10 protein-coding genes are annotated in these 14157 nt (G+C 72.6%); 7 read left to right on the top strand and 3 right to left on the bottom strand.

Features of this window, described 5'->3' with window-relative positions; all coding sequences use genetic code 11:
- Positions 1-35 precede the first annotated feature (35 nt).
- The 4 genes from HAV40_RS17260 (at position 36) to HAV40_RS17245 (ending at position 3888) form a co-directional block, all read left to right on the top strand.
- Positions 36-1280, top strand: coding sequence for a MurT ligase domain-containing protein (locus tag HAV40_RS17260; protein ID WP_166382657.1), 1245 nt, complete (start codon positions 36-38; stop codon positions 1278-1280).
- Entirely contained in the window at positions 1273-1980 is a 708-nt protein-coding gene (locus HAV40_RS17255) for a type 1 glutamine amidotransferase (RefSeq protein ID WP_409364927.1), read from the top strand. The genes HAV40_RS17260 and HAV40_RS17255 overlap by 8 nt, the downstream gene beginning before the upstream one ends.
- Positions 1977-2846 carry a TVP38/TMEM64 family protein gene (locus HAV40_RS17250; protein ID WP_166382416.1) on the top strand — a complete coding sequence of 290 codons (870 nt, stop codon included), beginning with the start codon at positions 1977-1979 and terminating at the stop codon, positions 2844-2846. The genes HAV40_RS17255 and HAV40_RS17250 overlap by 4 nt, the downstream gene beginning before the upstream one ends.
- A gap of 109 nt (positions 2847-2955) precedes the next feature.
- The gene (locus tag HAV40_RS17245; protein WP_239085815.1) at positions 2956-3888 is read left to right on the top strand and encodes a DUF559 domain-containing protein; all 933 of its coding nucleotides are present in this window, start codon (positions 2956-2958) and stop codon (positions 3886-3888) included.
- 135 nt (positions 3889-4023) lie between these two features.
- On the opposite strand, the gene leuS is transcribed toward HAV40_RS17245, so the two are convergent.
- Positions 4024-6834 carry a leucine--tRNA ligase gene (leuS, locus tag HAV40_RS17240; protein ID WP_166382411.1) on the bottom strand — a complete coding sequence of 937 codons (2811 nt, stop codon included), beginning with the start codon at positions 6832-6834 and terminating at the stop codon, positions 4024-4026.
- A 584-nt stretch (positions 6835-7418) separates the two neighbouring features.
- On the opposite strand from leuS, the gene HAV40_RS17235 reads away from it, so the two are divergent.
- The 3 genes from HAV40_RS17235 to HAV40_RS17225 are packed head-to-tail and all read left to right on the top strand — an operon-like array spanning position 7419 to position 12193.
- A complete protein-coding gene (locus HAV40_RS17235) occupies positions 7419-8432 on the top strand; it encodes an AAA family ATPase (RefSeq protein WP_203671078.1) in 1014 nt (337 codons plus the stop codon).
- Between the two features lie 3 nt (positions 8433-8435).
- The gene (locus tag HAV40_RS17230; RefSeq protein WP_166382409.1) at positions 8436-9737 is read left to right on the top strand and encodes a DUF58 domain-containing protein; all 1302 of its coding nucleotides are present in this window, start codon (positions 8436-8438) and stop codon (positions 9735-9737) included.
- Complete coding sequence (locus HAV40_RS17225; protein ID WP_166382407.1) at positions 9734-12193, top strand: transglutaminase TgpA family protein; 2460 nt, start codon at positions 9734-9736, stop codon at positions 12191-12193. The genes HAV40_RS17230 and HAV40_RS17225 overlap by 4 nt, the downstream gene beginning before the upstream one ends.
- Before the next feature lie 97 nt (positions 12194-12290).
- Here HAV40_RS17225 and HAV40_RS17220 read toward each other — a convergent pair whose 3' ends face one another.
- Both HAV40_RS17220 and dinB read right to left on the bottom strand, forming a co-directional pair.
- Entirely contained in the window at positions 12291-12692 is a 402-nt protein-coding gene (locus HAV40_RS17220; RefSeq protein WP_166382405.1) for a DUF3040 domain-containing protein, read from the bottom strand.
- Positions 12693-12818: 126 nt separating this feature from the next.
- Positions 12819-14156 carry a DNA polymerase IV gene (gene dinB / locus HAV40_RS17215; RefSeq protein ID WP_166382403.1) on the bottom strand — a complete coding sequence of 446 codons (1338 nt, stop codon included), beginning with the start codon at positions 14154-14156 and terminating at the stop codon, positions 12819-12821.
- Position 14157: the final 1 nt, after the last annotated feature.

Below are 14157 nucleotides of genomic sequence, written 5' to 3'. Positions count from 1 at the left end.
AGTCAGGTAGCCTCTCCGGCGTGACGGAGAACAAGCTGCCGCTGCGGGCCTCGCTCGCGGCATCGGTCTCGCGCACCGCCGCCGCGCTCTCGCGCGCCACCGGCCGGGGCGACGGATCGGTCATCGGCGGGCGACTGGGCATGATGATCGACCCCGACCTGCTGGCCCACCTGGCGGCCGGGCGGCGCATAGCGCTGGTCTCCGGCACCAACGGCAAGACCACCACCACGCGGTTCACCGCCGCGGCGGTCGGCGTGCTCGGAGAGGTCGCCACGAACTCGTTCGGCGCGAACATGCCCACCGGCCACACCTCCGCCCTCGCCCGCGCCGGCGCCACGCCGTACGCGGTGCTGGAGGTCGACGAGCACTACCTCGCGCAGGTGCTGCGGGCGACCACGCCGCTGGTCGTGGCACTGCTGAACCTGTCCCGCGACCAGCTCGACCGGGCCAAGGAGGTGGCGATGATGGCGCAGCTGTGGCGCGTCGCGCTCGCCGACCACCCCGACGTGCACGTGGTCGCCAACGCCGACGACCCGATGGTCGTCTACGCCGCCGCCGCGCACGCCGCCGCCGGTGCGGGCCGGGTCACCTGGTTCTCCGCCGGTCAGCGCTGGCGCGAGGACGCCCACGTCTGCCCGGCCTGCGGCGCGCACATCGAGCGCGACGAGGCCGACGAGGACGCGTGGCGCTGCGCCACCGGCGACCTGGTCCGCCCGGAACCCCAGTGGACCGTCGACGAGTCCGGCGTGATCGACCCCGACGGCGTACGCCACGAGGTCAAGCTCCAGCTCCCCGGCAAGGTCAACGTCGGTAACGCGGCCACCGCGCTGGCCGTCGCGCACCGCTTCGGGGTCTCCCCCGCCGACGCCGCGCCCCGGTTGGCCGAGGTCGCCAGCGTGGCCGGGCGCTACGCCCAGGTCGACCGGGACGGGCGCAACATCCGCCTGCTGCTGGCCAAGAACCCGGCCAGCTGGCTGGAGGCCTTCGACATGGCCGAGGAGCAGCCGACCCTGCTGTCGATCAACGCGCGGGACCCCGACGGCTTCGACACCAGCTGGCTGTTCGACGTCGACTTCGCCCCGCTGCGCGGCCGCCAGGTCCTGATCACCGGCGACCGCGCCTACGACCTCGCCGTACGGCTGGAGGTCAACGACGTCCCCTTCACCCACGTGAAGTCATTCGACGAGGCTGTCGCGGCGGTGCCGCCCGGCCGCCTGGAAGTGATCGCGAACTACACCGCCTTCCAGGACATCCGAGCGGAGTTGGATCGAGTTGTCTAGCGCACTCCAGATCGTCTGGGTCTACCCCGACCTGCTGTCCACCTACGGCGACCGCGGCAACATGCTGATCCTGGCGCACCGGGCCAGGATGCGCGGCATCCCCGTGGACACCGTCGAGGTGCGTTCCGACCAGGCCCTGCCCTACGGCGACATCTACCTCATCGGCGGCGGCGAGGACGGCCCGCAGGCGCTGGCCGCCCAGCGGCTGGCGGCCGACCGCGGCCTGCACCGGGCCGTGGACCGGCGCGCGGTCGTGTTCGCCGTCTGTGCCGGATACCAACTGCTCGGCACCAGCTTCTTCGCCAAGGGTGCCAAGTGCGACGGGCTGGGCCTGGTCGACCTGCACTCCGACCGCGGCCCCACCCGCGCCGTCGGCGAACTGGCCGGCGACATCGACCCGGCGCTGGGCCTGCCCATGCTCACCGGATTCGAGAACCACGGCGGCCGCACCCACCTCGGCCCCGGCGTGAAGCCGCTGGCCAAGGTGCGCGCCGGCATCGGCAACGACGGCGCGACCGAGGGCGTATGGTCCGGCACCGTCATCGGCACGTACTCCCACGGCCCCGCCCTGTCGCGCAACCCGGCCCTGGCCGACCTGCTGCTGCGCTGGGCCACGGGCGAGGAGTCGCTGGCCGCACCCGACGACACCTGGCCCACCCGGCTCCGCGGCGAGCGCCTCGGCGCCGCGGGACTCGTGTGACCGCCCCACCCGAGGTCACGGCCTCAACGGGGAAGGACTCAGCCGACGACAGCTCGGCGACCGGCGCAGCCACGGTCCCGCGCGGCACCGCACCGGCCAGCCACGGTTCGTCCCCGGCCGTCCTTCAGACCGGCGCAGCGGACTCGGCTCGGACCGGCTCACAGACCGGCGCAGCGAACTCGGCTCGGACCGGCTCCGCCACGGACGGGGGCGCGGGCGGCAGGCACTGGCCGCGGCTGGTCGCGCTGGCCGCGTTCGTGGGGCTGGCGGGCTTCGCCGCGTGGAAGCTGCCGCTGGAGAAGCTGCCCGCCTGGGTGGACCAGCTCGGCCCGGCCGCGCCCGCGGTCGCGGTGCTGGTCTGCACGGTGCTGCTGTGCGCGCTGGTGCCGCGTACCGCGATCTCCTTGGGTTGTGGGGCGCTGTTCGGCGCGGTCGGAGGGGCCGCCTGGTCGCTGACGGCGGCGCTGCTGGCGGCCACGATCACCTATGCCGCCGGGCACTGGGCCGGGCGCGACCTCGTCGCCGCGCACGCCGGTGACCGGCTGGCCCGGCTCGACCGGTGGCTGGCCCGGCGCGGCCTGCTCGCCGTGATCGTGGTGCGGCTGCAGCCGATCGCCCCGTTCGGGCTGGTCGGGTACGCATACGGCACCACGTCGGTGCGGTTCCGGCACTACCTGCTGGGCACCGCGCTGGGCGGGCTGCCGTCATCCTTCAGCTACGCCACCATCGGTGCGGCCGCCATCGCGCCGGACTCGCTGAGCTGGCTGACCTTCATCCCGGCCGCGACCGGCATCGCCATCAGCGCCGCCGCCGCCCTGCACTGGCGCCGCCAAACCCGCCACACCACCCGCCCCGCCACCGCCTGACTGCGGCACCCCGTAACAAGATCTGTTTTTGTGGTCGCTGACGGCCCCCATAGGGGCTACGGTCGTCCACAAGAACAGATCTTGCTCAATGGTCGTAGGCTCTTCGGACGTGCGCACGGTGCCGAACGACGACTCGTCCGATCTGGACTTTCTGCTTTTCCGGCAGCACGACGTGCTCAGCCGGACGCAGGCCCTGGCTCACTTCACCGAGAAGGCCGTCCGGCATCGGCTGGCCACGGGACGGTGGCAGCGTCCCCGGCGCGGCGTGTACGTGCTGCGGTCCGCCCCCGGTGACGATGACCAGCGCCGGTGGATCGCCGTGCTGGCCGGACCGGAGGGCACGGTGACCGCGGGCCGCACGGCGCTCGCCCAGTTCGGGCTGCGGGGCTTCCACGTCCACGCGATTCACCTGCTCATGCCGTCCGCCGCACGGGATCGGGACACGCCGTCTGACGTGATCGTCCACCGCACCAGGCTGCTGGACGCCACTGAGGTGCACGATCTCGGCAGCCCGCCCTGCACGATGCCCGCTCGTGCGGTGGTGGACGCCGCACAGTGGGCACGCTCCGACGACGAGGCCCGCGCCCTCGTGGCGGCGGCCGTCCAGCAGCGGCTGGTCAACGCCGCCGACCTGCGCACCGTGCTGGCCCGGCTGAGTTCCGTGAGACGTCGTCCGGTGATCACGCTCGCGGTGAACGATGCGGCCGGCGGGGCCGGGTCGCTCCCGGAGGCACAGTTCCTGGCGTTGTGCCGGCGAGGTGGCCTGCCCCGTCCACGGTTGCAGGTCAGCCGTTGCGACGGCGACGGCCGGCAGCGCTACCTGGACGCGCTGTTCGAGCCCTACGGCGTGCACGCCGAGATCGACGGCGCGCAGCATCTCGACGTGCGGGCGTACTGGGCCGACATGCGGCGGCAGAACGCGCTGTGGGTCAAGGGCGACCGCGTACTGCGCTTCCCCGCCTGGGCCGTCCGCAACCAGCCGGACGAGGTCCTCGCAACAGTCCGCGCCGCCCTCCGCGCGGCAGGCTGGCCCGGACGATGATCCGTTTTTGCGGACGCTGGATGCCCCTATAGGGGCCGTAGGCGTCCACAAAAACAGATCATCGAACCGTAAGCAGAAGGAAGGGCACCTTCCATAACGCGGAGCGTTAAGAAGGTGCCCTTCCTTCAAAAAGGGTCAGGCGACGATGCTGACCAGGCGGCCGGGGACGACGATGACCTTCTTCGGGTCCTTGCCGGCCAGGGAGTCGGTGACCGCGGCCAGGGCTGCGGCGCGGACCTCGTCTTCGGCCGCGTCGGCGGCCACCTCGATCCGGCCGCGGACCTTGCCGTTGACCTGGACCGGGTAGGTGACCAGGTCGGCGGTCAGCAGCGCCGGGTCGGCGACCGGGAAGTCGGCGAAGGTCAGCGAGCCCTCGTGGCCCAGCTTGGACCACAGCTCCTCGGCGATGTGCGGGGCGATGGGGGCCAGCATCAGCACCAGCGGCTCGGCGATCTCACGCGGGGTCGCGCCGGCCTTGGTCACCGCGTTGGTCAGCTCGATCAGCTTCGCGATCGCGGTGTTGAAGCGCAGCGCGGCCATGTCCTCGCGGACCCCGGCGATGGTGCGGTGCAGCAGGCGGCGCAGGTCGTCGGAGGCTGGGGCGTCGACCACGGTGACCGCGCCGGTCTCCTCGTCGATCACGGTGCGCCAGACCCGCTGCAGGAAGCGGTACGAGCCGATGACGGCCCGGGTCTCCCAGGGGCGGGACACCTCCAGCGGGCCCATGGACATCTCGTAGACGCGGAAGGTGTCGGCGCCGTACCGCTCGACCATCTCGTCGGGCGTCACGACGTTCTTCAGCGACTTGCCCATCTTGCCGTACTCGCGGTTGACCTTCTCGCCGTTCCAGGTGTAGACGGTCTGCTGCTCCTCGGCGACCTCCTCGGCCGGGACGTAGGCGCCCCGGTCGTCGGTGTAGGCGTACGCCTGGATGTAGCCCTGGTTGAACAGCCGATGGTATGGCTCGAAGCTGCTGACCCGGCCCAGGTCGAACAGGACCTTGTGCCAGAACCGGGCGTACAGCAGGTGCAGGACGGCGTGCTCGACGCCGCCGACGTACAGGTCGACGCCGCCGGAGTCGCCCGCGTGCTGCGGCCCGACCCAGTAGGCCTCGTTGGCCGGGTCGACGAAGGCCAGCTCGTTGGTGGGGTCCAGGTAGCGCAGCTGGTACCAGCAGGAGCCCGCCCACTGGGGCATGGTGTTGGTCTCGCGGATGTAGGTCTGCGGGCCGTCACCCAGGTCCAGTTCGACCTCGGTCCACTCCTTGTTGCGCGACAGCGGCGTCTCCGGCGAGGAGGTGGCGTCGTCGGGCTCGAAGGTCTTCGGCGAGAAGTCGGCGACCTCGGGCAGTTCCAGCGGCAGCATCGACTCGGGCAGCGCGATGGCGTTGCCGTCGGCGCCGTACACGATGGGGAACGGCTCGCCCCAGTAGCGCTGGCGGCTGAACAGCCAGTCGCGCAGCCGGTACGTGGTCGCGCCCTGGCCGTGCCCCTCGGCCTCCAGCCAGGCGATGATCTTCTCCTTGGCCTCGGCGATGCCCAGGCCGTCCAGCATGCCGGAGTTGATCGCCGGGCCCTCGCCGGTGAACGCCTTGCCGTCGAAGCCCGCGCTCGGCTGCACGGTGCGGATGATCGGCAGCTCGAAGACCTCGGCGAACTCCCAGTCGCGCTCGTCCTGGCCGGGCACGGCCATGATCGCGCCGGTGCCGTAGCCGGCCAGCACGTAGTCGGCGATGAACACCGGCACGCGCGCGCCGTTGACGGGGTTGGTGGCGTACGCCCCGGTGAAGACGCCGGTCTTGACCTTGGCGTCGGCCTGGCGCTCCAGCTCGGTCTTGGCCGCGGCCTCGGCGCGGTACGCGGCGACCGCCGCGGCCGGGGTGTCGTGCCCGCCGGTCCACACCTCGTGGGTGCCCTCGGGCCACGCCGCCGGGACGATGCCGTCGACCAGCTCGTGCTCGGGCGCGACGACCATGTAGGTCGCGCCGTACACGGTGTCGGGGCGGGTGGTGAACACCCGGATCGGGTCCGCGCCCGCCACGGGGAACGCGATGTGCGCGCCGGTGGAGCGGCCGATCCAGTTCCGCTGCATCGCCTTGATCGGCTCGGGCCAGTCCAGCGTGTCCAGGTCGTCGATCAGGCGGTCGCCGTACGCGGTGATGCGCATCATCCACTGCTTCAGGCTGCGCTTGAAGACCGGGAAGTTGCCGCGCTCGCTGCGCCCGTCGGAGGTGACCTCCTCGTTGGCCAGCACCGTGCCCAGGCCGGGGCACCAGTTCACTGGGGCCTCGGAGACGTACGCCAGGCGGTGCTCGTTGATGATCGCGCGCTGCTCGGCGACGGACTTCGCGGCCCAGGACGGGTCCTCGGCGGCGAACTTCTCGACCAGCTCCGAGATCGGCCGGGCCTTGCCCTGCTCGGCGTCGTACCAGGAGTTGAAGACCTGCAGGAAGATCCACTGGGTCCAGCGGTAGAACGCGACGTCGGTGGTGGCCACCGAGCGCCGGTCGTCGTGGCCCAGGCCCAGCATGCGCAGCTGGGCGCGGTAGCGCTCGACGTTGCGCTCGGTGGTGATGCGCGGGTGGGTGCCGGTCTGCACCGCGTACTGCTCGGCGGGCAGGCCGAACGAGTCGAAGCCCATCGTGTGCAGCACGTTGAAGCCCGCCATGCGCTGGAAGCGGGCGAACACGTCGGTGCCGATGAAGCCCAGCGGGTGTCCCACGTGCAGGCCCGCGCCGGACGGGTACGGGAACATGTCCAGCACGAACTGCTTCGGCGCGCCCGAGCGCGGGTGCGACGGGTCGGCCAGCGGACCCGCCGGGTTCGGCGTGTGGAAGGTCCCGTGCTCCTGCCAGTAGTCCTGCCACTGCGCCTCGATGGCGTTCGCGGACGCGGCGGTGTAGCGGTAGGGGGGAATGTCGGCCGGGGTCTCGGCGTGCTCGCTCATGTCCAGGTCCTCACGAGTCAGATCAAGATCAAAGTCATCGGGCGGTAGGCGGACGCGTCAGCGCGTCGGCGGCGTGCCCCAGGCGAGCGGGGCTTGTCCCGCGCACCCGCGAGCGGGCACAAAAAAGCCCCTCACGCAGGAGGGGTCGCCGTGCTCACACGCGCTCTGTCGCGTCAGCACGGCTCACTAAGGAGCGCCAGGGCCCAAGCCATGACCGCATGATACCCCCGGACGCACCGGCCCTGCATCTCGCATACCTCGCACACCGGCCGATCCGGCGCGTCACACCCGCCGACGGCGGCCCGCCATTGCCGCATGCGCCGCAACTACGGAACACTGCGGACAAGGCTCGCAGTCCGCTGCGGGGCGCCCGGCGCGCCGGGTCGGCCGTCCGGCCCGGTGCTTGCACAGGAAGCAACCTCCCCGACGGAGGTCGGCGTTCTGTCGGAGCGCGAGTGATCAGAATGGTGGGAGGCCCGGGTGAGCGCATCGAGCGCCCGTCCCACGGGGGCCAGGCCCCGCAGTTGCGAACTACAGGAGGACATGTGACCACGCAACGCAGTGGGGGCGAACTCACCGACCCCATGACGGTCGACGAGTTCCGCGCCACGACCAACGCCATCGTGGCCAACATCGAGCAGGTCATCGAAGGCAAGACCGCCACCGTGCGGCTGGCCCTGGCCGTGCTGCTGGCCGAGGGCCACCTGCTCATCGAGGACGTGCCCGGCGTCGGCAAGACCAAGCTGGCCAAGGCCCTCGCACGGTCCATCGACTGCTCCGTGCGGCGTATCCAGTTCACCCCCGACCTGCTGCCCAGCGACGTCACCGGGGTCAGCGTCTACAACCAGGAGACGCGCGACTTCGAGTTCAAGCCGGGCGCGGTCTTCGCCAACCTGGTCGTCGGCGACGAGATCAACCGGGCCTCGCCGAAGACCCAGTCGGCGCTGCTGGAGTGCATGGAGGAGCACCAGGTCACCGTGGACGGCGTGACGTACACCATGGAGATCCCGTTCATGGTGGTCGCGACGCAGAACCCGATCGAGATGGAGGGCACGTACCCGCTGCCCGAGGCCCAGCGCGACCGGTTCACCGCCCGCATCGCCATGGGCTACCCCGACGCCGCGGCCGAGTACGCCATGCTCGACGGCTACCACTCCCACGACCCCCTCGAGGACCTGACCTCGGTCGTCGACGGCGGCACCGTACGCCGGCTCATCGCCACGGTGCGCAGCGTGCACGTGGCCGAGGCCGTCAAGCGCTACGCCGTGGAGCTGGTCACCGCCACCCGTGAGGCCCCCGAGCTGCGCCTGGGTGCGTCCCCCCGGTCCACGCTGCAGCTGCTGCGCACCGCCAAGGCCGTCGCGGCGCTGGACGGCCGCGACTACGTCGTGCCCGACGACCTGCAGACGCTGGCCGTGCCGGTGCTCGCGCACCGCGTCATCCCGACCGCCGACGCGCAGCTGGCCCGGCGGACCACCGACGCGATCCTGTCCGAGCTGGTGCACCGCCTGCCGGTGCCGCACGACCGCGGCGGGCGCTCCCCGTACGACACCCGCCCGGCGACGCCGCCCAACTCCTTCTACGACCGGCGGGGCTGACCCATGCGTGAGGCGCTGCGCGGGCTCACCACCCGCGGACGCTCGTTCCTCGCCGCGGGCGCGGCCGCGCTGCTGTGCGCGCTCGCCCTCGGCGAGAAGGACCTGATGCGGGTGGCGGTGCTGCTCGTGGCGCTGCCGCTGATGGCGGCGATGTACGTGGGCCGGGCGCGCTACAAGCTCGCCTGCACCCGCAGCCTCGACCCGTACCGGGTGCAGGCCGGCGGCAACGCCCGGGTGCTGCTGCGGCTGCAGAACATGTCGCGGCTGCCCACCGGCACCCTGCTGCTGGAGGACCGGCTGCCCTACGCGCTGGGCAGCCGGCCCCGGCTGGTGCTGGAGCGCCTCGGCGCGCAGCAGGCCAGCTCCGTGGCGTACACGGTGCGGGCCGAGCTGCGCGGGCGCTACGAGGTCGGCCCGCTGACCCTGCGCATGACGGACCCGTTCGGGCTGTGCGAGCTGACCCGCTCGTTCCCCAGCGCGGACAAGCTGACCGTCATCCCGAACGTGTCCCCGTTGCAGCTGGTGCGCCTGGCCGGGGAGTACTCCGGCACCGGCGACAGCCGCGCCCGCTCGGTCGCCGTACACGGCGAGGACGACGCCGCGACGCGCGAGTACCGCCGCGGCGACGACCTGCGCCGGGTGCACTGGCGCTCGACGGCGCGGGTCGGCGAGCTGATGGTGCGCCGCGAGGAGCAGCCGTGGGAGAGCCGGGCCACGGTCCTGCTCGACACGCGGCTGGGCGCGCACCGGGGCGAGGGCCCGACGGCCAGCTTCGAGTGGGCGGTGTCGGCCTCGGCCAGCATCGCGGTGCACCTGCGCCAGGCCGGATACCGGCTGCGCCTGGTCACCGACACCGGCGCCGACATCGACGCCACCGAGGGCGTCGGCGACGGCATGCTGCTCGACCACCTGGCCGAGGTGAAGGCCTCGCCGCGCGGCGACGTCGGCAGCCTGGTCGAGCACACCCGGCGGCGCGCCGACGGCGGACTGATCATCGCGGTGCTGGGCCTGCTCAGCGCCGAGGAGGCCCGGCTGCTGTCGGCGCTGCGTACCAGCGGCACCACCTGCGTGGCGTTCTTCCTGGACGCCAGCACCTGGCTCAACCTGCCCGCGGCGTCGCGCGAGGCGGCCGAGCACGAGCACGCGGCGGCGGCGCTGTCGCTGATGCAGAGCGGCTGGCGGGTCGTCCGGGTCAAGCACGGCGACCAGCTGCCCACGCTGTGGCCGCAGGCGGCCCGGGGCCAGCAGGGCTTCGCGGTACGCGCGGCGATGGCCGAGACGGTCACCATGGGAGGCGGCCGATGAACTCACGACGTCATCTGGGCCTGGTCGCGGGCGCGGCCACGGTGCTGGCCTCGGCCCCGATCTCGGACATCTTCGCCGGGTGGACCTGGCTGTTCGAGGGCGGGCTCATCGTCGCGATGGTGACCGGAGCCGCGCTGGGCGCGCGCTCGCTGCGCGGGCGGCTCTGGGCCCAGCTGCTGGCCATGCTGGGCGCGCTGCTGATCGGCCTGACCTGGCTGTTCGGCAACGGCACCGCCATCCTCGGGCTGATCCCGACCCCGGACACCTTCGCCGAGTTCGGCAGGCTGTTCGCGCTGGCCGGCGAGGAGGTCCAGAAGAGCTACGTGCCGGTCCCCGACCTGGACGGGCTGCTGTTCGTCAGCGCCCTGGGCATGGGCTCGGTGGCGATCCTGGTGGACGTGTGCGCCGTCGGGCTGCGCCGCCCGGCGTTGGCGGGCCTGCCGATGCTGGCCATCTACTCGGTGCCGGTCGCGGTCTACGTCGACTCGCTGTCGCCGATCCCGTTCATCGTCGGCGCGATCGGTTTCCTGTGGCTGCTGGTCAGCGACAACGTCGACCGGGTACGCCGCTTCGGCCGCCGGTTCACCGGCGAGGGCCGCGGCGTCGACGTCTGGGAGCCGTCGCCGCTGGCGTCGGCCGGGCGGCGGCTGGCCGTGGTCGGCGTGCTGGTGGCGGTCGCGCTGCCGCTGGCCGTACCCGCGATGAGCGCGGGCTTCCTCGGCGACTTCGGCTCCGGCGACGGCCTCGGCCAGGCCGGCAAGGGCCCCCGCGGCAACGGCCGGGTGGACCTGTTCGCCGAGCTGTCCGGGCGGCTCAAGCAGGCCGGGGTGCAGGACATGGTCAAGGTCACCACCAACGACCCGGACCCGTTCTACATGCGCTTCGGCGTCGCGGACCAGATCAGCGGCGGCGGGTTCGCCAGCCGCCAGCCCACCGGGCAGCCGGTCAGCGACAACCTGCCCGACCCGTCCGGGCTGGACCTCGGCTCGGTGCGCTCGCAGGCCGCCACGGCCCGCGTCGAGATCACCGAGAACTTCGCCATGCCGCTGCTGCCGGTCTACGCGGCCCCGACGGCGGTCCGCGGGCTGGACGCCGCCTGGTCGTACGACCCGTCGCTGCAGATCCTTTACTCGCAGCGGGCCAACTCCGCCGAGCAGTCGTACGAGTTCGACTACGTGCGCGCGGACTTCACCCCGGACCAGCTGCGCACCGCGCCGATCATGGCCGCGTCCGACAGCAACCAGCGCGAGTTCAGCCGGGTGCCCGAGGTGTCCGAGGTACGGACGCTGGTGGACAAGCTGGTCGAGGGCAAGACGAACAACTACGACCGGGTCCGCGCGCTCTACGACTACTTCTCCGCCAAGAACGACTTCAGGTACGACGTGGCCGCCCCGGCGGGCACCTCGGGCGCGGCGATCGTGGACTTCCTGAACAACAAGCGCGGCTTCTGCGAGCAGTACGCCGCCGCGCTGGCCTGGATGGTGCGCACCGCGGGCATCCCGGCCCGGGTGGCGTTCGGGTTCACGCTGGGCAGCTCGTCGGACAACGGGGTGCGTACGCTCACCAACCGCAACCTGCACGCCTGGACCGAGGTCTACTTCTCCGGCTTCGGCTGGGTGCCGTTCGACGCGACCCCGTCGACGTACGTGGTGGGCTCGGCCCCCACGGCGTGGGCGCCGGACGTCGACGCGCCCGAAGAGGTCCCGGGCGGCGCGCGGCCCTCGCTGAGCCCCGGCGCGACCGACGGCTCGGCAGGTCCGGGCGGGCCGACCCGCGACCCGATCGACCCCGACGGCGGCGTGGCCGGCCCGATCACCCTGGACAACGAGCTGCCCACCTGGGTATGGGTGGCGACCGGCGGCGTGGTGCTGCTGCTGGCGCTGCTGATCACCCCGGCGCTGCGGCGTTCGATGCTGCGCCGCCGGCGGGGCATGCGGGCCGCCGTGGCGGCCTCCGGCGGCGACTTCGCCGACGTCGGCGTCTCGGTGGCGGACCTGACCATGACCGTGGTCACCGACACCGACGCCGCCCGGCGGCAGGCGCACGCGGCCTGGGACGAGCTCATCGACACGATGATCGACCACCGCCTCGTCGTCGACCCGGCGGAGACCCCGCGAGCCACCGTCGAGCGGCTGATCAGCACCGCGCTGCCCGCGTCGGCGGCGGTGGAGCAGGCGCGCCTGCTCGGCATGGCCGAGGAGCGGGCCCGGTACGCGCCGGTGCCGCTGGCGGCCGACCGCCTCACCCCGGCGGTCCGCGCGGTGCGCCGGGCCATCGCGGGCGAGGCCGACCGGGGCGTGCGCCTGACGGCCATGCTGATGCCGCCGTCGGTGCTGCTGCGGTGGCGCAACGCCGCGTTCAACGGGTTCACCACCCTGTCCGACCGGCTGGCCCGGCTCAGCGGGGTCGGCAAGCGGCTGCTGCGGCCGCTACGGCCAGGGCGGCTGCTGCGCTGACCCGCGCATCCCGCCGCGCATGACGAGGGCCGCCCCAGCCGGGGCGGCCCTCGTCCGTCGTATGGGCACCGGCGCGGCCCGCCGGTGGTGGGGTGGATCAGCGGTCGAAGTCACCGCGTTCGCGCCAGCGGTTCTCCAGGCGATCGATGATGCCACCGGTGCGGCCGGGCCGGTTGCCGCCACGGGTGCGGCGCGTCGCGGTGCCGCCCACGGTGCGCAGTTCGGTGGTCTGGCTGCGCTTGTGCGCGAGCATCCAGAACGCCGCCGCGCCGAGCATCAGCACGAAGCCGACGACGCCCAGCCACAGCTTCGAGCTGTCGGCGACGCCGTAGACGACCAGACCCAGTCCGGCGAGGATGAGCACGGCGGAGATGATGATCCGCCGGCGGGCGTGGAATTTGGGGTCGCTGTGGCGGACGGCCGAAGCGAACTTCGGGTCTTCGGACAGCGACCGTTCGATCTGCTCGAACAGCCTCTGCTCGTGCTCGGATAGCGGCACGGCTCTCCTCCCCGGTCCGCCAGGTCGGCGTTCCCCTCTCCAGGGTGCGACAGAGCGCCGATTCCCCAGATGAAGATCGCCAAACCGTGAATACGTGTTGCAGCCGGACGACTGCTACCCGTCAGTCTACGAGGGCGGTGGCGGGTCGGAAAGCGGGACGACCATGCCCGGAGCGGGATTTTGCGACCGCGGCCCCTCCGCACCCGTAGAACGCCGGGTCGTACCGAGAAGACTGGCCGGTCGGACGGCCCCACGGCCGAACCGGGCGATGACGGCGTCGCTGGCCACTTCAGCCTCCCGCCAGCCGTCCTCCTCCTCGCCGAGTGCCAGCTGCCGCACCGCCCCCTCGGCCGCCGACAGCCCCTCCAGCCGCACCCCCACCAGCCGGATCCGCTGCTGGGCACGCACCGCCTCGAACAGTTCCCAGGCGGTCGCGAGCATCTCGTGCGCCACGTCGGTCGGGCCGGGCAGGGTGCGCGAGCGGGAGATGGTCCGGAAGTCGGCGAACCGCACCTTGATCGACACGGTGCGCCCGGCCTGCCCGGCGGCGCGGGCCCGGCCCGCCACCTTCTGCGCCAGCGCGAGCAGCGCCCGGCGCAGCGCCTCCGGATCGCCCAGGTCGGTGTCGAAGGTAACCTCGGCCCCGATCGACTTCTCCTGGTGCTCGGTGTTGACCTGGCGGGAATCCCGGCCCCAGGCCAGCTCGTGCAGGTGCGCCGCCAGCGACTGGCCGACCGCGGTCCGCAGCAGGCTCAGCGGCGCGTCGGCGACGTCGGCTACGGTGCGCAGGCCCAGCCGGTGCAGCGACTCCTCGGTGCGCTCGCCGACCCCCCACAGCACCGACACCGGCAGCGGGCGCAGGAACTTCAGCGTCCTGTCGGCGGGGATGACCAGCAGCCCGTCCGGCTTGGCCCGGGTCGAGCCGAGCTTGGCCAGGAACTTGTTCGGCGCGACGCCGATCGAGCAGGTGAGCCGCTGCTCCTGGGCGACGCGGCGGCGGATCAGCCGGGCGATCTCGGCGGGCGGGCCGAACAGGCGGCGGCTGCCGGACACGTCGAGGAACGCCTCGTCCACCGACAGCTGCTCGACCATCGGCGTGATGTCGCGGAACAGCGCCATCACGGCGTGGGAGGCCTCGGCGTACGCGGCCATGTCGGGCTGGATGAAGATGGCCTGGGGGCAGCGGCTGCGCGCGATCGCGGTGGGCATCGCGCTGCGTATGCCGTACTCCCTGGCCTCGTAGCTGGCCGAGGACACCACTCCGCGCCCGCCGGTCCCGCCGACCACCACCGGCAGCCCGCGCAGTTCCGGGCGGCGGCGCACCTCCACCGCGGCGAAGAACGCGTCCATGTCGATGTGCAGGAACGGGCAGCCGGAATCGTCGCCGTCCGGCCCGAAGCCCTTCGGCGCCCCACCCCCGCTGGCACGTCCCACAGCCACGACGCTACCGCCGAGGTGAGACATC

Origin of the sequence: Catellatospora methionotrophica, from assembly GCF_011297335.1 — a bacterium.
GTDB lineage: Bacteria > Actinomycetota > Actinomycetes > Mycobacteriales > Micromonosporaceae > Catellatospora > Catellatospora methionotrophica.
The sequence above is the reverse complement of the archived record's forward strand: the minus strand, read 5'-3'. Positions and strand labels throughout refer to the sequence as shown.

Excerpts from the sequence above, each read along its gene's own strand:
- leuS (WP_166382411.1), bottom strand. The coding sequence starts at position 6,834 with ATGAGCGAGCACGCCGAGACCCCGGCCGACATTCCCCCCTACCGCTAC.
- HAV40_RS17235 (WP_203671078.1), top strand. The coding sequence starts at position 7,419 with ATGACGGTCGACGAGTTCCGCGCCACGACCAACGCCATCGTGGCCAAC.
- HAV40_RS17230 (WP_166382409.1), top strand. The coding sequence starts at position 8,436 with ATGCGTGAGGCGCTGCGCGGGCTCACCACCCGCGGACGCTCGTTCCTC.
- HAV40_RS17225 (WP_166382407.1), top strand. The coding sequence starts at position 9,734 with ATGAACTCACGACGTCATCTGGGCCTGGTCGCGGGCGCGGCCACGGTG.
- dinB (WP_166382403.1), bottom strand. The coding sequence starts at position 14,156 with ATGTCTCACCTCGGCGGTAGCGTCGTGGCTGTGGGACGTGCCAGCGGG.